The organism is Nonomuraea sp. NPDC051191 (assembly GCF_044455665.1).
Classification (GTDB): Bacteria; Actinomycetota; Actinomycetes; order Streptosporangiales; family Streptosporangiaceae; genus Nonomuraea.
In genome coordinates this window covers 790903-808102 of sequence record NZ_JBITEZ010000001.1, presented here as the reverse complement: position 1 = coordinate 808102, position 17200 = coordinate 790903, and the positions used below count along the sequence as shown (strand labels likewise).

Genomic DNA, 17200 nt, shown 5'->3' with positions numbered 1-17200 from the left:
GACCGCGTGCTCTAGCGTCGCCACATCATGGCTTTGCGTTGGATGAGCACGCGGGATTCGTCCTCGTCGAGCGCCTCTGCCCACATGTGGTCAAAAGCGTTCTCATATCCGGCGACTCGTTCGAGATCGTCCACGAAGTGCGCAGTGTACAAGTGCTCCAGATAGACGACGTCGTCGAAGCCGGTGAATTTCAGGTGAATGAACGCCCCGGTATTGACCGGATGGAGCGAATCCAGCGGCAACACCCGGACGTTGACGTGCGGCAACGTGGAGACCTCGATGAGGTGCTCCATCTGCTCCCGCATGACCGAGGGCTCCCCGAAGCGCCGCATCAGCACCGCTTCGTCGAGCACCACGTTGAGGCGGCAGGGATCGGGCCGGTGCAGGACCCGTTGCTGCCGGTCGAGGCGGGCCTCGACGCGGCTGCGCACGCCGCTGTGCGTGATCCGGACGATTCCGCTCGCGGAGAGAATGACCTCTCGCGCGTAGTCCTCGGTCTGGAGGAGACCGGACACCAACTGGGGTTCCCAGTTGCGCTGAACCGTCGCCTCCGCCTCCAGCCCGAGAAGCCTGATGTACTCCTCGGGCAGGGAGTCTTCATAATCTTCCCACCACCCACGCTGCTCCGCATCTCGCAGCAGGCCGAAGAGTTCGTCAAGTCTGGCGGTGTCGAGGCTGTAGAGCTCGCCGAGCGCCTTGATGTCGGCCGCGCTGGGCATGGTCTTCGCGGCTTCGATGCGGCTGACCTTGCTGGCCGACCAGCCGAGCTCTCTCGCCGCGCGGGCCCCGGTGAACTTCCGTCGTTCGCGAAGGAGGCGCAACTCCTGGCCTAGGCGGAGCCTGCGCACTGTCGGACTGCCCTGCTGCGATGGCACCGTCCACTCTCCTTGTCGGGAATGAAGGCGTGGCGGGAACGGATCGTTTGGCAACCCGGTTTGTGGGCCGTTCACCCGATCTTACACTGCAACTTGCACGAACTCTGCCGCGCGGGGTTGCTCGAAGGCTTTCACGGAGAGAGCGTAGGAGCAAGGCAAGGCTTCACGTAGGTATAGAGGTGGGACGAGGATTTCGGTCGGCGCTGCGCCCCTTGAAACCCATGACAGAATCCGTGCAAGTTGCAGCGCAACTGGAACAGCAATCTGCGAAGAAACTTAAATCTTCCCTTGCTCGATGTATTGCAGCATCCCGGAACCCGGAGGACGATCGAGCCAGGAGGGTTCTCGACCGACGAGGGGAGGCCGGAATGACGAAACGGCCTCGCACGTCGGGCTCTCCGCTCACGATCGGGCGCCCGCGCGAGCGCCGCCTCACCGGCAACGGAGCCGTCCCGGATACGAATGTCCGCCCCAGGGAGGCCGCTTGCCGGAAGGACCGTCCCATCGTCTGAGAGAACGTCGCGACTGTCGCTCGTCTGAGCACGAAAAAAGAATGCCGGGCCGAGACCGGATCCGCGTTCGCCGCATATGGGCTGCCACCCTGCGGCGGGACGGGACCCGACCTGCGACCCGGCGAAGAAGCCACCTCTGGAAATGCCGCGAAAGGGGTCTTCTATGTACTCACAAGGTACCAAGGGGATCGGCCGAATCAAGTCCCGGATCCGGGAATGCATCACGTATGCCGACCGCGAGATCTGCATGGAGCCGGACGAGTTCGCCATCTACCGGGGCTGGACCGTCACCAGGACGGGCTTCGGCGCCCGCGCCTACCGCGACCCACGCTTCGACCAGCTCACGGTGACGTCGCTGGTGCCCGAGGAGGTGTCCTGAGGTGTCGAGGAACCCGCGCAACCAGATCTACCCGGCCAACGAGGACCTCCCGGGCGCGGGCGGCGGCGGCCTGTTGGTACGGCTCTGGCGCGTCCGCAGCGAGGTCATGGTGCTGGGCGTGGCGGGGCTGTTCGTCCTGGCCCTGCTGGGGGCCACGCGGGACGGGCATTGGGTGCCGTTCGTCCTGCTGAGCAGCGCCGTCTCGGTGCCCGCCGCCACCAGGACGGGCCGCAACTGGGCCGTCGCCCACTTCTGGTGCGTGGTCTCCCGGCACCGCCTGCAGCGGGTCTGCCTGGAGACCACCATGCACACCCGAGCGGGCCGGATCCCGCTGGTGCTCTGGATCACGCCGTCGGCCAAGGGCGAGAAGGCGCTGGTCATGACCAGGGCGGGCATCTCGGCCGAGGAATTCGAGGCGTACGCCGAGGAGATCGCGGCGGCCTGCTGGGCCAGGAGTGCCACCGTCCACAGGCACCGCGACCGGGCCCAGCTGCTGGTCGTGGAGATCGTCCGGCGGGACGAGCTGCCCGGCGTGACCGCTCCCGGGCTGGAACGCCTGTACGGCCGCCGCTCCTGGACGCCGCTCAGGTCCGACCTCAAGGAGCCGCCCGATCTGCGCACGCCACTGGCGTTGCCGCAAGTCAGCCGGTGATCCAGGAATACCGGGCATCTTCCTGAACCACGCCCCGGGGACCGCGGGGGCTCCCGGGGCTTCCCCATGCGGACGAGACGGTCCAAGATGAGTTCACCCGGCGAACTCAGGAGTCGTGATGACGTCGACCGTCCACCGGACCTGTCCGCTCTGCGAGGCCGTCTGCGGCCTGACGCTCACCCTCGACGACGGCGGCCACGTCACCGATGTCCGCGGCGACAGGGACGATCCCTTCAGCAAGGGGTTCATCTGCCCCAAGGGCGCGAGCCTGGGCCGTCTGGACGAGGACCCCGACCGCCTGCGCAGCCCGCTGATCCGCGAGGGCGACCAGTGGCGCGAGGCGAGCTGGGAGGAGGCGTTCGCGGCCGTCGAGCGGGGCCTCGGCCGGGTCACCGAGCGGTACGGGCGTCAGGCGGTCGCGATCTACCTGGGCAACCCCAACGCCCACACCATGGCCGGCGCCCTCTACGCCGGGCCGCTGATCAAGGCGCTCGGCACCCGGAACGTCTACACCGCCGCCACCGCCGACCAGATGCCCAAGCACGTCGCCAGCGGCCTGATGTTCGGCCACCCGCTGGCCGTGCCGGTCCCCGACCTGGACAGGACCGACTACCTGCTCATGCTGGGCGCCAACCCGCTGGAGTCGAACGGCTCGCTGTGCACCGCCCCCGACTTCCCCGGCCGGCTGAAGGCCCTGCGCCGGCGCGGCGGCCGGGTCGTCGTGGTGGACCCGCGCCGGACCAGGACGGCCGCGCTGGCCGACGAGCACGTGTTCGTCCGGCCGGGCACGGACGCGTACCTGCTGTTCGGGATCGTCCACACGCTGTTCGCCGAGGAGCTGGCCAGGCCGTGGCAGGAGGTCAACGGGCTGGCGGAGGTGCGCGAGGCGGCCAAGCACTTCCCGCCCGAGGCGGTCGCCCGGCGTACCGGCGTGCCGGCCACGACGATCGTCCGGCTGGCCAGGGAGCTGGCCGGCGCGCGGACGGCCGCCGTGTACGCCAGGATCGGCACGTGCACGACCGAGTTCGGCACGCTGGCCCAGTGGCTCGTGGACGTGCTCAACGTGCTCACCGGCAACCTCGACCGGCCGGGCGGGGCCATGTTCCCCAAGCCGGCGACCGAGTTCGGGGCGCGGCGGCGGCCGTACACGGTGGGCCGGTGGCGCAGCCGGGTCAGGGAGCTGCCCGAGGCCAACGGCGAGCTGCCCGTGGCCACGCTGGCCGACGAGATCGAGACGCCGGGCGAGGGCCAGGTCAGGATGCTGGTCACGGTCGCGGGCAATCCCGTGCTGTCCGCGCCGCACGGCGACCGGCTGGACGCGGCCTTCGGCGGGCTCGACTTCATGGTGAGCGTCGATCCGTACCTGAACGAGACCACCCGGCATGCGCACGTCGTCCTGCCGCCGCCGCGCGTCCTGCAGTCGGGGCACTACGACTTCGCGCTGCTCGGGTTCGCCGTACGCAACTATGCCCGCTACTCGCGCCCCGCGCTGCCACTGGACGGACGGCCCGGCGAGGCCGAGATCCTGGCCAGGCTCGCCATGATCGCGTCCGGCATGGAAGGGCGTGCGGAGGACCTGGACGAGTTCCTGATCGGCGAGACGCTGCGCAAGGCCGCGCAGACCCCCGGCTCCGGCGTAGAAGGCCGGGACGCGGCCGAGCTGCGGGCCGGGCTGGACGGCGAGACGGGCGGCGAGCGCAGGCTGGACCTCATGCTCAGGCTCGGCCCGTACGGCGAGTGGTCCGGCCAGGGCGACCTGTCGCTGCGCAAGCTGCTCGACCATCCGCACGGCCTGGACCTCGGCGCGCTGGAGCCCCGGCTGCCCGAGGTGCTGAAGACCGCCTCCGGCCTGATCGAGCTGGCTCCCCCGCAGCTCGTCGAGGACGTCGAGCGCCTGCGCGGCAGGCTGGCGGACGAGCCGCCGGAGATCGTCCTGATCGGGCGGCGGCACCTGCGGTCCAACAACAGCTGGCTGCACAACGTGGGCCCGCTGGTCGGCGGGTCGAACACCTGCACGCTCCAGATCAACCCCGCCGACGTGGCCAGGCTCGGCCTGGACGGCAGGGCCGTGGTCACCTCGGCCGCGGGCAGCCTCACGGTGACGCTGGAGCCCACCGACACGATCATGCCGGGCGTCGTCAGCCTGCCGCACGGCTGGGGGCACGCGGGCAGCACGCAGCAGGTGGCGGCGCAACACGCCGGGGTCAACGTGAACGTGCTGACGGACGAATCCGCCCTGGATATCCCAAGTGGTAACGCAGTGTTCAACGGAGTTCCGGTCAGGATTTCACCAACCGGGGTGATCACCGCACATTAGGGTGTCGCGCGTGACTATCGCGCCAGAAGAGGACCGCCTGAACGCCCAGATCGCCTTCGCCGTCGAGATCGACAAGTTGAAGCGGGTCATCCGCCGCAACCATCTGATCGACGGTTCGCGCCGGGAGAACACCGCCGAGCACTCCTGGTACGTGGGCACGCTGGCGATGGTCCTCGGCGAGCACGCCCCGCCGGGAACGGATCTCCAGCGAGTGGTGGCCATGTTACTCGTGCACGACCTGGTCGAGATCGACGCCGGCGACACCTTCGTCTACGACCCCGTGGCCGTCGCCGCGCAGGCCGCCGCCGAGACCGCCGCGGCCGACCGCATCTTCGGTCTGCTCCCCGGCGAGCAGGGCGCCCGGCTGCGGGAGCTCTGGGACGAGTTCGAGGCCAGGGTGACGCCGGAGGCCAGGTTCGCCAAGGCGCTCGACCGGTTCGCGCCGATCCTGGCCAACCACCACACCGAGGGCGGCACCTGGCCGCTGTTCAAGGTGACGGCCGGCGAGGTCAGGGAGAAGGTGCGGATCATCCAGGAGGGGTCGGCCTCCCTCGGCGCGTACGCGCTGGAGCTGGTAGAACTCTCCGTGGCCAGGGGACACCTCTCCGAGTGATCCCGTCAAGGCCGGGGTAGGGGACTTGTCGTGAAAGAGACAGTGCGAGCGAGACGTCGGCAATTGCGGGGTTTCGTCGGTCCGGTTGACCTCGCCGATCGACTTGAGAAGTCGAAGGCCATGGACAAACCGATCCGAGGGCTGGCCAAGGTCGTACGCGAGCGCCTGCGTCAGGGCGCCCTGCGCGACCTGCTGCACGGCGTGCCCACGGGCAAACCGCTGCACCCGCCGCTGGCCACGGTCACGCTCGGCTGCTGGCTGTCGGCCGCCGTGCTCGACCTGGCCCACGCCGATCCCCGCGCGAGCAGGCTGCTCCTGGCCACGGGCATCGCCAACGCGCTGCCCACCGCGGCGGCCGGGCTGACCGACTGGTCCTCGCTCCACCGCGAGCAACAGCGCGTGGGGTTCGTCCACATGGCCGCGAACATGGCCGCCCTGGGCCTGATGTCGGCCTCGCTGGTGGCCCGGCTGCGCGGCGCCGAGCGGGCCGGGCGGGTGCTGTCGTACGCGGGGCTCGGGCTGGGCGGGCTGGGGGGCTACCTCGGCGGCCACATGGCCTACCGCCAGGCCGCCGGGGCCAACCACGCCCCGCAGATCACCCATCTCGTCCCGCTGGGCTGGCACGACCTGTGCCCGCTCAAGGACCTGCCGGACGGCCGGCCGGTCGCCCGCAGGCTCGGCTACATCCAGCTCTTCGTGCTGCGCCAGGGCGACGGCGTCACCGTGCTGGCCGACCGCTGCCCGCACCTCGCCGGCCCGCTGCACCAGGGCCGGCTGGTCATGGAGGACGGCGAGGCGTGCGTGGTCTGCCCGTGGCACAGCAGCACGTTCCGGCTGACCGACGGCTCGGTGAAGCACGGTCCCGCGACCGCCCCCGCGCCCATGTTCGAGACCCGCATCCGCCGCGACGGCACGATCCAGGTAAGACCGGGGTTGACCTGAAGTCGACTTGAGGTCTTACCGTCGGGCCCATGAGCAAAATTCTGGTGACCGGCGCGACCGGCAACGTGGGCAGTCATGTGGTCTCCCAGCTCGCGGAGGCGGGCCTTGAGGTGCGAGCGCTGGTCAGGAACCCCGACAGGGCACGGCTGCCCGCGGGCGTGGAGGCGGTGCGCGGCGACCTGACCGTGCCCGAGTCACTCGAACCGGCGCTGCGGGACGTCGAGACCGTCTTCCTGCTGTGGCCCGGCTACTCCGAGGCGGCGACCGCCGGCGCGGTGACGGCGATCGCCAGGCACGCCCGCCGCGTGGTCTACCTGTCCGCCGACGTCGAGGACCTGGCCGACGGCGAGGAGCCGACGCTGTTCCACCAGAGCGTCGAGCGGCTGATCCGGCATTCCACGCTGTCCTGGACGTTCCTGCGCCCCGGCGGCTTCGCGGCCAACACGCTGGGCTGGGCCGGCCAGATCAGGCAGGGGGTCGTGCGCTGGCCGTTCGGGCAGGCGGTCAGGGCGCTGATCCACGAGAAGGACATCGCCGCGGTGGCCGCGCACGTGCTCACCTCCGCCGGGCACACGGGCGGCAAGTACGTGCTCTCCGGCCCCGAGCAGCTCACCCAGGCCGAGCAGGTGCGGATCATCGGCGAGGTGGCCGGGCACGAGGTGCGCTGGGAGGAGCAGCCGCTCGACGAGGCCCGCGAGCACCTGTTGGCCGCCTGGGGCGACCCGGGCTTCGTGGAGGGCGCGCTGAAGGGCTGGGGGGCGGCCGTGCACAACCCCGAGCGGGTGACCGACACGGTCCAGCGGCTGCTCGGCCGGCCCCCGCTGACGTTCCGCCAGTGGGCCGAGGACCACGTGGCGGACTTCCGTTAGTCGTCCCCGGCGGCTTCGTCGGCCGGGTGCTCCACGAGGGCGAGGATCCGGCTGGACATGAAGCGGGCCGTCCGCACGGGCGTGCCGCTGCGGGTGACCTCGCTCACCTCCACCAGTCCGCGCCGGTTGGCCACCTCGACGCGCCGGCCCGCGCGGGTGGCCGTGACCTCGTAGGTTCGCGGGGAGCCGCCCGCGTCGATGACGATCTCCACCCGATCACCCTTCATGTACGGATTTATACCCACTTAGTCCGGTATTTATCCGTACATGTGTTTGAGAATCAGCCGTCGCGGTCCTTCGCGGCGGGCGGGCTGAACAGCCCGCCCAGCCCCTCCAGCACCTTGCCCATCTCCGAGGGCACGATCCAGAGCTTGTTGGCGTCGCCCTTGGCGATCTCGGGCAGGGTCTGGAGGTACTGGTAGGCCAGGAGCCGCTGGTCGGGGTTCCCGTCGTGGATGGCCTTGAACACCACGCCGATCGCGTCCGCCTGGCCCTTGGCCCGCATGGCCTGGGCCTCGGCGTCGGCCTACGCCCGCAGCACGGCGGCCTCCGCCTCGCCCCTGGCGCGCAGCACGGCCGCCTGCTTGTCGCCCTCGGCGGCCAGGATCGCCGCCTGGCGCTGCCCCTCGGCGGCCAGCACGGCGGCGCGCTTGTCCCGGTCGGCGCGCATCTGCTTCTCCATCGAGTCCTGGATGGAGGTGGGCGGGTCGATGGCCTTAAGCTCGACCCTGTTGACCCGGATGCCCCACTTGCCGGTGGCCTCGTCGAGGCTGCCGCGCAGCTCGGTGTTGATCTCCTCGCGGGACGTCAGCGTGCGTTCCAGGTCCATGCCGCCGACCACGTTGCGCAGGGTGGTGACCGTGAGCTGCTCGACGCCGATCAGGAAGCTGGCGATCTCGTACGTGGCCGCCTTCGGGTTGGTGACCTGGAAGTAGATGACCGTGTCGATCGACACGACCAGGTTGTCGGACGTGATCACCGGCTGCGGCGGGAACGAGACCACCTGCTCCCGCAGGTCGATCAGCTCCTTGATGCGGTCGACGAACGGGATCACCACGTTGAGCCCGGGGGTCAGCGTGCGGTGGTAGCGGCCCAGCCGTTCGATGACGGCCGCCGTGGCCTGCGGGATGATCCGGATGCTGCGGGCCACGACGAAGCCCATCGCCGCGACGACGACGAGGGCGACGATGAGCTGCTCGGTCGACATGGCGAAGCTCCGAAGTCGAGGGGACCGACTCGGTGCATGATATTTCGTTTCACCTTTAGGCGACCGATATCCGCATAAATGGCGATACAGCGAGGTCAGTGTGCCCTGGCGTACCAGCGGCCCTCGGCACTCCGGTCGAGCGTCAGCGGCACCCCGAACGTCTGGGACAGGTGGTCGGCCGTCATCACGTGTTCGAGCGGCCCCTGCGCCACGACGGACCCGTGGCGGAGCAGCAGCCCGTGCGTGAACCCGCTGGGCACCTCCTCGACGTGATGCGTCACCAGCACCAGCGTCGGCGAACGGTAGTCGCCCGCCAGCGCCGACAGGCGGCGCACCAGGTCCTCACGGCCGCCCAGGTCGAGGCCGGCGGCCGGCTCGTCGAGCAGCAGCATCTCGGGGTCGGGCATGAGCGCGCGGGCGATCTGCACCCGCTTGCGCTCCCCCTCCGACAGGGTGCCGAACCGCCGCCGGATCAGGTGGGCCGCGCCCATCATGTCGATCAGCTCGACGGCCCTGGTCACGTCGTTGGAGTCGTACTCCTCCGTCCAGCGGCCCATGATGGCGTACGAGGCGGTCAGGACGAGGTCGATGACCTTCTCCTCCGGCGGGATGCGCTCGGCCAGCGCGGCGCTCGCCAGCCCGATGCGCGGCCGCAGGTCGAACACGTCGGTCTGCCCCAGCCGCTCGCCCAGCACCTCGACCACGCCCTCGGTCGGATAGAGCAACGTCGCGGCGACCTGCAACAACGTGGTCTTGCCCGCGCCGTTGGGACCGATGACGACCCAGCGCTCGTCCTCGTTGACCGTCCAGTCGATGCCGCGCAGCAGGGCCGCTCCGTCACGCCTGACGGCGACGTCCTGGAGCCGCAGCACCTGACCACCCATCCCCGTTCCCTCCTTTGGAGTCTCCCTCGGGACAAACCTATTGCAGGGCGAGCGCTTATCGTGGATCGGTGCGCCCTGAATCACCTGTCTGTCCCTCACTGGTCGCCTGGGGCAACGCGTGGCTCTCCGGTCATGTCGGCCTCGACGAGGCGGCTGACCACGTGGAAGCCGTCGCGGGGCCCGTCGTGGCCGGTGACGTCCCGCTGCGTAAATACCTCGCAAACCTGCGGTCCGACGGACTGCACGAGTTCCGGCTCGCCCTTCCCGCGCCCGGCGACCCGCTGGGGTTGTCGGGGCCCCCGACGTTCAACTCCTCCGCGCTCGACGCCGGGCAGGCCGCGGTCGCCGTGCTGCGCGACCGGCGGCTCGGGCTGGTGCCCGTCCCCGACCGGCGCGGGTCCTCCTACGTGGGGACGCGGCTGGAGGTGCACGACGCCGGGCCGGTACGCCAGGACCTGCCGTCGCTGGCCGAGGCCGAGCACGAGCTGTCGTCCGCCATGCGCGCCGCCACCGAGGCGCTGACCGGCGTCGGCGGGCCCGTCCAGGCCCGTCCCGACCGGCCCGAGAGCGGCGGCGAACTGGCCCCCGGCTATCCCGCCCGCGCCCACCGCGTCTCCACGCTGGCCACCCGGCTGGCCGCCGTGCTCGTGCTGGCCGGCGACCGCGGGCTCACCTCGTCCCAGGTCGCGGCCGGGGCGGCGGCCCTGCGCGACCTCGACTGGGCCGTCCGCCGCGCGCTCGTGGCCGCCCACCACGCCATCTTCGAGCCGGTACGCAACTCGTAGGCGGCTCAGGACCCGGTCTCCTCCTTCGGCCTCCAGACCCGGATGACCTTGTCCTTGCCGGCCGACACGACGACCGGGTCACCGCCCGTGGGGACGATCCCGACCGCGTACACGCCGTGCTTGTGGGCCTTGACCGGTTTGCCCAGCGGCTTGTGGGTGTCGGGGTCCCAGAGGCGGATGGTCCCGTCGGTCGAGCCGGACACCAGGACCGTGCGCCCGCCCAGAGGGCCGAAGGACAAGGAGTAGACGATCTTCTTGTGACCCGACAGGGGTGAGCCGATCGTCTTGCCGGTCTTCGGGTCCCAGATCCGGATCTTCCGGTCCTTCCCGCCGGACGCGATCACGGTCCGGTCGCCGATCCTGCCGACCGCGATCGCGTACACGCCCTTCGTGTGCCCCTTGTACGGCTTTCCGTACGCCTTGTGACGGGCCACGTCCCACATCCGGATGGTGGAGTCCTCGCCGGCCGAGATGACGATCTCGCGGTCACCGATGCGGGTGGCGTTGAGCCAGTTCACCGACCTGCTGTGGGCCTTGACGATCCTGCCGGTCGCCTTGCGCTTCTTCACGTCCCAGAACCGCAGCCAGCCCTTGGCGTCCCCGGTCACGGCGATCCACTTGCCGCCCGTCCTCGTCAGCGCGACCGAGTAGACGGCGTCGCCGTGCCAGCCGAGCACCTTGCCCTTGTGGGTCTTGAGGTTCCACAGGCGCACGCTGCCGTCGTAGCCGCCGGACACCGCCATGGGGGTCTTGCCGACCATGACGGCGGCCACGGCGTACACCTCCTCGCTGTGGCCCTTCATGGTGGCCAGCGGCTTGCGCTTGCCGAGGTCCCACAGGCGGACGCGGCCGTCCTGGCCGCCGGAGACCAGCCAGGTCCGGCCGTCGCCCATGGGCAGGGCCGAGATCGTCTGGACGCCCTTGGTGTGGCCCTTGAGCGACTTGCCGTCCTGCTTGCCCAGGGCGGCGAGCGGGATCGCCTGTGCGGGGGTGGGCGTGGGGGTGGGGGTGAGTGCGGGGCTCGGGGCCGGTGTGGACGGGCTCGCGGACTGGGTCGCGGGCGGGCTCGTGGACCGGGTCGTGGGCAGGACGGTGGGCAGGCCGGGGCTCGGGGCGATCGTGGTGGCTCCGGCCGCGTCGGGGCTCGGCGGGGTTTTCGGGGTGAACATCCTCGGGCCCAGGAACAGCACGCCGCCGGCCAGCGCGAGCGCCACGACGAGCGCGCTGGACACCATGATCGCCCGCCTGCGCCTGGCTTTGGCCTCGTCGGGCGGCACCACGGCGGGGGTGTGCCTGAAGAACGCGTCGTTGCCACTCCCGGGCGGCTGCGGGCGCGGGCCCATGGGGTAGGGCGGCGGAAGCTGCCGGGGCGGGCCGTAGGGCGCGGGGGGCGCCTGCCGTACGTACCGCGTGTCCCCCTCCCGCTCCGGCCCCTCGAACCGCCCCCCGGCACCCCCCGGTCCGGGCACCCACCCCCCTGCCCCGGGCGGCCCCACCATCGGCCTACCGGGCGCGGGCGGGCCCGCCACCGGCCCGCCAGGCGCGGGCGGGCCCGCCACCGGCCCGCCGGGCGCGGGCAGGCCCTGGACCGGCGGGCGCCCGGCAGGGGCCACCGGAGGCGGCGGCGAGTAGGACGCCCCCGACGGATTGGCCCACCCGGTCGCCGCCGGCGCAACCTGTGGCGTCCCACCTCCGGGGCCGCCGGGCGCGTGCACAGGAGGCGCAGCCCCCGAAAGCGCGGGCCCCGGAGGCGTTGGGCCTGGAGGCGTGGAACCCGGAGGCGTGGAACCCGGAGGCGTGGGCCCCGGAGGCGTGGAGCCCGGGGGGGTTGGGAGGGCGGGGGTGGGGTGGGGGTGGTCGGCGGCGAGTTGGGAGCCGGTGGTGAGGGCGACCTCGTCGTCCAGATCGGCCGCCCCCTGGTTCTCCAGCAGGGCGAACAGCGCGTCCGCCGCCGTCGGCCGGTCCTCGGCCCGCTTGCGCAGGCACGCCCGCACCAGGGGCCGCAGCTCGTCGGGCAGCACCGACAGGTCCGGCTCCTCGTTCATCACCCGGTAGATGACCGCAGGCAGGCTGTCCTGCCCGAACGCGGGCCGCCCGGTGGCGGCGTACAGCATGGTGAGAGCCCAGCTGAACAGGTCGGCGGCGGGCCCCACGCGCTCGCCCGAGATCTGCTCCGGCGACATGTACGCCGGCGTCCCCACCACCCCGCTGCTGATCGTCATCGCCGAGTCCAACGCCCTGGCGATGCCGAAGTCGATCACGCGCGGCCCGTCGGGCCCGAGCAGCACGTTGCTCGGCTTGAAGTCCCTGTGGACGATCCCGGCCCGGTGGATGGCGGCCAGCGCGGTCACGGTGCCCACGGCCAGCCGGTACAGCGCCCCGCCCTGGCGCGGCCCCTCCCGCTGCACCACGACCTGGAGCGAGACCCCGTCGACCAGCTCGCTCACGATGTACGGCTGCTCGCCGTCCATGTTGGCCCCCAGCACCCGCGCGGTGCAGAACTGGGCGACCCGGCGCGCGGCGGCGACCTCGCGCAGGAAACGTTCGCCGTCGAGCCCTGGCTGGTCGAGCAGCGTGTTCAGCAGCTTGATCGCGACGATCTGCCCGTCGGGCCCCTCCGCCTTGAAGACGACCCCCTGGGCCCCCTTCCCGAGGCGCTCCACCAGCCGGTAGACGCCGAGCGATCGCGGATCGCCGGGCTGTAACGGGTGCGTCTCCGGCACCTGGTCCTCCCCTTGCGCTAAGTCCCCCGATCGCAAGCGTGATGAGCCATGCGAACGCCCGCAAGCCATCCCAAGTCACGAAAGATCATCGCTCTTTGCGAAAAATTTGCCCTACGCAATAATCACGGAGAAGATCGAGGATTTCCAGCACCGTAGGGGGAAGCCGTCACATGCGCAAAAGCTTCAGCCTGTTCTTAGTCAGCGGCCTGGCCGCCGCGCCCTTGGTGGCTCCGGCCCAGGCAGAGGCCGCGACGAACACCACTGTGGCCACCACTGTGACCACGACTACGGCTGCGACTGCGACGACGCAAGCCGTCGCGGCCAAGCCGTTCTCGAACTTCAAAATCTCCTTGAAGTACAACAATCGCACCAAACGTGGCGGAAAGATCACGTACTACCTCAAAGCGAAGAACCTGGGGCCGTACTACGCCGACTATTACTGGATCGGCGGGCAGGTGCCCAAGGGCGTCGTGCCGACGCTGCGCTGGGGGGCGCCGAAGGGCACGAAGTGCACCTGGGAGGACCGCTGGTTCTGGTGCTGGGGCAAGTTCGTCCTGCAGAAGGGCAAGACGGACTGGCTGAACTTCCAGGTCACCATGAAGAAGGGCACCAAGGGCGTGGCCGTCGCCAAGCTCGGCGTCATCGCGTACGACGTCGACCAGGGCATGGAGAACATCGACAAGGAAGAGCTCAAGCGCCTCGGCATCAAGGGCTACTACTGGCTCAGGACCGCCAAGACCACGATCGTGGTGCCGCCGCGCAAGCCCACGAAGCGCTGGACGCCGCCGCCTCCCGTCAAGGAGTTCAACCCGCCGGCCAGCCATGAGGAGTCGAACAAGAAGAAGGACACCTGACCGGCTGATCAGGCCAGGCCGTGCCGTACGGCGTACAGCGCGGCCTGGGTCCGGTCCTGGACGCCCAGCTTCATCAGCACGTTCGACACGTGGGTCTTGACCGTCTTCTCCGCGACGGCGAGACTCCGCGCGATCTCCCTGTTGGACCGCCCGGCCGCGATCAGCGCGAGCACCTCGCGCTCGCGCTCGGTCAGCGGCGCCGGCCCCGGCGCGGCGGCGGACGCGGCCGCCGGGGCGGACAACATCGCCTCGGCCGCCTCCGGCGCGAGCAGCACCTGTCCGTTGTGCACCGCGCGCACGGCCTGGACCAGCGCGGACGGATCGACGTCCTTGTAGAGGAAGCCCGAGGCCCCCGCCCGCATCGCCGGGCCGACGTCGGACCGGTCGCTCACCGACGTCAGCACCACCACCCGCGTGGCCGAGCCGGTCAGGCGCTCCAGCGCGCCGAGCCCGTCGAGCACCGGCATCTTCAGGTCGAGCAGCAGCACGTCGGGCGCCAGCTCGCCGGCCAGCTCGACGGCCTGCGCGCCGTCGGCCGCCTCGCCGACGACCGTGATGTCGTCCTGGAGGTCGAGGAACGTCCGCAGCCCCTGCCGGACCACCGGATGATCGTCGGCGATCAGCACCCGGATCACACGCCCACCTCCACGCGTACGGTGGTCCCCTGGCCGGGCGCCGAGGAGACCGTCATGACACCGCCGACCGACCCGGCCCGGTCGCGCATCGACACGAGTCCGAGGCCGCGCGACTCGCCCTGCTCGAAGCCGTCGCCGTCGTCGTGGACGGTCAGCGCCAGCGCCCCGCCCTCGAAGACCAGGCGTACGGAGACCCGCGAGGCCCCCGAGTGCCTGAGCGCGTTGTGCAGCGCCTCCTGGGCCACCCGCAGCACGGCCACCTCCACCGGCGGGTCGAGCGGCGGCAGCTCGTCGCACTCGAACATGACCAGCGAAGGGTGGAGCCGGTCGAGCAGGCGCACGTGCTTGCGCAACGTCTCGGCCAGCCCGTGGCGGTCGAGCTCGGCCGGACGCAGCTCGACGATCACCGCGCGCAGCTCCGACAACGCCTCCCCGGCCAACCGCTGCACGCGCTCCAGCTCGGCCTTGGCCTGCTCGGGGGCCTTGTCCAGCATGGTGGCGGCGGCCTGGGCGGTCAGCCTGAGCGAGAACAGCTTCTGGGTGACCGCGTCGTGCAGCTCGCGGGCCATCCGGTTGCGCTCCTCCAGCATGGCCAGCTCGCGCCCGCGCTCGTAGAGCCTGGCGTTGGTGAGCGCGATGGCGGCGTGCGCGGCGAACAGCGTCAGCAGCTCCTGGTCCTCCTGCGTGAAGCCGCCGGGGGTGCGCTTGTTGGCCAGGAAGATGATGCCGATCACCTGCTCGGCGTCGCGGATCGGCACGCCGAGGAAGTCCTTCATCACCGGATGGGCCTTCGGCCACCACTCGAACCGCGGGTCCTCCCGCAGGTCGGGCAGCCGGGCCGGGGTGCCCTCGCGGAGCATCGCGCCGAGCATGCCGTGCTGCCTGGGCAGCGGGCCGATGGCCTCCCACTGCTTGTCGGTCATGCCCTCGGCGACGAACTCGGCGAACGAGCCGTCGTCGTCGGGCACGCCCAGGGCGGCGTAGCGGGCGTCGAGGAGGCGCTGCGCCGACCGTACGATGACCTGGAGCACCTCGCGGACCGACAGGTGGCGGGTGACCGCGAGCACGGCGGAGCTCACCGCCTGAAGGATCTCGTCTCGGTCCGGTGAGCTCACGGACCCACTCTAGGGTCCCGCTCCGGGAGCGGGGTCCTAGGACGATGTGCCCAGGCGAAGCGGGCCCTGCGCCCGATGCCCGCGCGGCGCGCCGATCCTAGCGTCGAGGGCATGACGAACACCGCTCTCATCACCGGCGCCTCCCGTGGTCTCGGCCTCGCCCTGGCGAGGTCCCTGGCGGAGGCGGGCTGGAACCTCGTGCTCACCGCCCGCGGCGCGGACGAGCTGCGCCGGGTCGCGGACGAGCTGGGCGCCACCGCGATCCCCGGCGACGTGACCGACCCCGAGCACGTCGCCCGGCTGGGACAGGCCGCGCCCGAGCTGGACCTCCTGGTCAACAACGCCGGCGACCTCGGGACGACCCCGCTGCCGCCGCTGGCGGGCTACCCGCTGGAGGCGTTCCGGGTCCTGCTGGAGACGAACGTGACCGCGCCGCTCGCGCTGGTCCAGGCCACGCTGCCGGCCCTGCGCGCGGCGGGCGGGGCCGTGGTCAACATCACCTCCGACGCCGCCACGGGCGCCTATGAGGGCTGGGGCGGCTACGGCGCGACCAAGGCCGCCCTGGAGCAGCTGTCGAACGTGCTGTCCGCCGAGGAGCCCGCCGTACGGGTCTGGTGGGTCGATCCCGGCGAGATGAACACCCGCATGCTCGCCGACGCCGTCGGGGAGCAGGAGGCGTCGTCGGCCGCCGACCCCGCCAAGGTGGCCGCGGCCCTGCGCGACCTGGTCGGCTCCCGGCCGGCCAGCGGGAAGGTGAGCCTGCAATGACGGCGCTGCTGGACTTCGCGCTGCCCGCCGACCTGTCGGCCCACGAGCCGCCCGAGGCGCGCGGGCTGGCCAGGGACGCGGTGCGCCTGATGGTCTCGCGCGGCGAGGCCGAGCCCGTCCACCACCGGTTCGGCGACCTGCCCGGACTGCTCGACCCCGGCGACCTGATCGTGGTCAACAACTCGGCGACGTTGCCCGCGGCGGTCCGGCTCGACCGGCTCGCGGTGCACTTCTCGACCGCCCGCGAGGACGGCACCTGGCTGGTCGAGCTGCGCCGCAGGACCGCCAAGGCGTCCGAGCCGTACGGGGGCGGCGAGCCGGGCGAGTGGCTGCCGCTGCCGGGCCAGGCCACGCTGCGGCTGATCGAACGGCAGACGCCGCGGTTGTGGCGGGCGCGGCTGGACCGGGACGTGCTGCCGTACCTGCGCGAGCACGGCCGGCCGATCCGCTACTCGTACGTGCCGGCCGACTGGCCCATCGACGCCTACCAGACCGTGTTCGCCACCGTGCCGGGCAGCGCGGAGATGCCGAGCGCGGCCCGGCCGTTCACCCCCGAGCTGGTCACCGCGCTGGTCTCGCGGGGCGTGACGATCGCGCCCGTCACGCTGCACACCGGCGTGGCCTCGCCCGAGAAGGACGAGCGTCCCTACGCCGAACGGTACGAGGTGCCCGCCGCCACCGCCCGCCTGGTGAACCTGACCCGGCTGAACGGCGGCCGGGTGATCGCCGCGGGCACGACCGTCGTCCGGGCCCTGGAGACCGCCGTGGGCCCGGACGGCCAGGTCAGCGCCTCCTCCGGCTGGACCCGGCACGTCGTCACCCCGGCCTCCGGCGTACGGGCGGTCACCGGGCTCATCACCGGGCTGCACGAGCCGCGATCCAGTCACCTGCTCATGCTGACGGCGATCGCGGGCGAGAAAGCGCTGGCGCGCGCGTACGAAGAGGCGCTGCGGAAGGGATATCTGTGGCACGAGTTTGGCGACACGCACTTGATTCTGGATAAATAAGCTTTACACGGATTTTGCCCTCGTGATAGGAACAGCCGACATTTACGGGGGCTTGTTCGTGTG

At 71.2% G+C, this 17200-nt stretch carries 17 protein-coding genes and 1 pseudogene; 10 read left to right on the top strand and 8 right to left on the bottom strand.

The features are described 5' to 3' along the window. Positions 1 to 11: 11 nt before the first annotated feature. A complete protein-coding gene (locus tag ACIA8R_RS03945; protein WP_357692512.1) occupies positions 12 to 875 on the bottom strand; it encodes a helix-turn-helix transcriptional regulator in 864 nt (287 codons plus the stop codon). Between the two features lie 675 nt (positions 876 to 1550). Between ACIA8R_RS03945 and ACIA8R_RS03940 the strand changes: the two genes are divergently transcribed. The 6 genes from ACIA8R_RS03940 (at position 1551) to ACIA8R_RS03915 (ending at position 7159) form a co-directional block, all read left to right on the top strand. After that, positions 1551 to 1766, top strand: a complete 216-nt coding sequence (locus ACIA8R_RS03940) for a hypothetical protein (protein ID WP_397036396.1) — start codon at positions 1551 to 1553, stop codon at positions 1764 to 1766. A 1-nt stretch (position 1767) separates the two neighbouring features. Continuing rightward, entirely contained in the window at positions 1768 to 2418 is a 651-nt protein-coding gene (locus tag ACIA8R_RS03935) for a hypothetical protein (protein ID WP_397036394.1), read from the top strand. A 118-nt stretch (positions 2419 to 2536) separates the two neighbouring features. Then, positions 2537 to 4735: a molybdopterin-dependent oxidoreductase gene (locus tag ACIA8R_RS03930; RefSeq protein ID WP_397036392.1), complete on the top strand. Its 2199-nt coding sequence runs from the start codon at positions 2537 to 2539 to the stop codon at positions 4733 to 4735. Position 4736: 1 nt separating this feature from the next. Next, entirely contained in the window at positions 4737 to 5348 is a 612-nt protein-coding gene (locus tag ACIA8R_RS03925; RefSeq protein ID WP_397036390.1) for an HD family hydrolase, read from the top strand. Positions 5349 to 5468: 120 nt separating this feature from the next. Then, positions 5469 to 6290, top strand: a complete 822-nt coding sequence (locus ACIA8R_RS03920; RefSeq protein ID WP_357692522.1) for a Rieske 2Fe-2S domain-containing protein — start codon at positions 5469 to 5471, stop codon at positions 6288 to 6290. Between the two features lie 29 nt (positions 6291 to 6319). Further along, positions 6320 to 7159: an NAD(P)H-binding protein gene (locus ACIA8R_RS03915; RefSeq protein WP_364082679.1), complete on the top strand. Its 840-nt coding sequence runs from the start codon at positions 6320 to 6322 to the stop codon at positions 7157 to 7159. On the opposite strand, the gene ACIA8R_RS03910 is transcribed toward ACIA8R_RS03915, so the two are convergent. The 3 genes and pseudogenes from ACIA8R_RS03910 to ACIA8R_RS03900 all read right to left on the bottom strand — a co-directional run bounded on the left by ACIA8R_RS03910 (position 7156) and on the right by ACIA8R_RS03900 (position 9250). Beyond that, complete coding sequence (locus ACIA8R_RS03910) at positions 7156 to 7386, bottom strand: hypothetical protein (protein ID WP_352319104.1); 231 nt, start codon at positions 7384 to 7386, stop codon at positions 7156 to 7158. The two genes, ACIA8R_RS03915 and ACIA8R_RS03910, sit on opposite strands and share 4 nt — an antisense overlap. Before the next feature lie 53 nt (positions 7387 to 7439). Then, a pseudogene (locus tag ACIA8R_RS03905) lies at positions 7440 to 8366 on the bottom strand (SPFH domain-containing protein). Positions 8367 to 8461: 95 nt separating this feature from the next. Then, positions 8462 to 9250 (bottom strand): ABC transporter ATP-binding protein, encoded by a 789-nt coding sequence (locus ACIA8R_RS03900; protein WP_364082686.1) that lies wholly within the window; start codon positions 9248 to 9250, stop codon positions 8462 to 8464. A 68-nt stretch (positions 9251 to 9318) separates the two neighbouring features. On the opposite strand from ACIA8R_RS03900, the gene ACIA8R_RS03895 reads away from it, so the two are divergent. Next, positions 9319 to 10035 (top strand): hypothetical protein, encoded by a 717-nt coding sequence (locus ACIA8R_RS03895; RefSeq protein WP_397036387.1) that lies wholly within the window; start codon positions 9319 to 9321, stop codon positions 10033 to 10035. Positions 10036 to 10040: 5 nt separating this feature from the next. On the opposite strand, the gene ACIA8R_RS03890 is transcribed toward ACIA8R_RS03895, so the two are convergent. Next, positions 10041 to 12758, bottom strand: a complete 2718-nt coding sequence (locus ACIA8R_RS03890; protein ID WP_397036385.1) for a protein kinase — start codon at positions 12756 to 12758, stop codon at positions 10041 to 10043. Positions 12759 to 12924: 166 nt separating this feature from the next. Beyond that, positions 12925 to 13119: a hypothetical protein gene (locus ACIA8R_RS03885; RefSeq protein ID WP_364082695.1), complete on the bottom strand. Its 195-nt coding sequence runs from the start codon at positions 13117 to 13119 to the stop codon at positions 12925 to 12927. Here ACIA8R_RS03885 and ACIA8R_RS03880 point away from each other — a divergent pair. Then, positions 13109 to 13612: a hypothetical protein gene (locus tag ACIA8R_RS03880; protein ID WP_364082698.1), complete on the top strand. Its 504-nt coding sequence runs from the start codon at positions 13109 to 13111 to the stop codon at positions 13610 to 13612. The two genes, ACIA8R_RS03885 and ACIA8R_RS03880, sit on opposite strands and share 11 nt — an antisense overlap. 8 nt (positions 13613 to 13620) lie before the next feature. Here the strand turns inward: ACIA8R_RS03880 and ACIA8R_RS03875 are convergent, their stop codons facing one another. Then, complete coding sequence (locus tag ACIA8R_RS03875; protein ID WP_357692540.1) at positions 13621 to 14247, bottom strand: response regulator transcription factor; 627 nt, start codon at positions 14245 to 14247, stop codon at positions 13621 to 13623. Beyond that, positions 14244 to 15362 (bottom strand): GAF domain-containing protein, encoded by a 1119-nt coding sequence (locus tag ACIA8R_RS03870; protein WP_397036382.1) that lies wholly within the window; start codon positions 15360 to 15362, stop codon positions 14244 to 14246. The genes ACIA8R_RS03875 and ACIA8R_RS03870 overlap by 4 nt, the downstream gene beginning before the upstream one ends. A 111-nt stretch (positions 15363 to 15473) precedes the next feature. On the opposite strand from ACIA8R_RS03870, the gene ACIA8R_RS03865 reads away from it, so the two are divergent. Together ACIA8R_RS03865 and ACIA8R_RS03860 are read left to right on the top strand one after the other, a co-directional pair. Continuing rightward, positions 15474 to 16130 (top strand): SDR family oxidoreductase, encoded by a 657-nt coding sequence (locus ACIA8R_RS03865; protein ID WP_364082705.1) that lies wholly within the window; start codon positions 15474 to 15476, stop codon positions 16128 to 16130. Beyond that, complete coding sequence (locus tag ACIA8R_RS03860) at positions 16127 to 17137, top strand: S-adenosylmethionine:tRNA ribosyltransferase-isomerase (RefSeq protein ID WP_397036380.1); 1011 nt, start codon at positions 16127 to 16129, stop codon at positions 17135 to 17137. The genes ACIA8R_RS03865 and ACIA8R_RS03860 overlap by 4 nt, the downstream gene beginning before the upstream one ends. Positions 17138 to 17200: the final 63 nt, after the last annotated feature.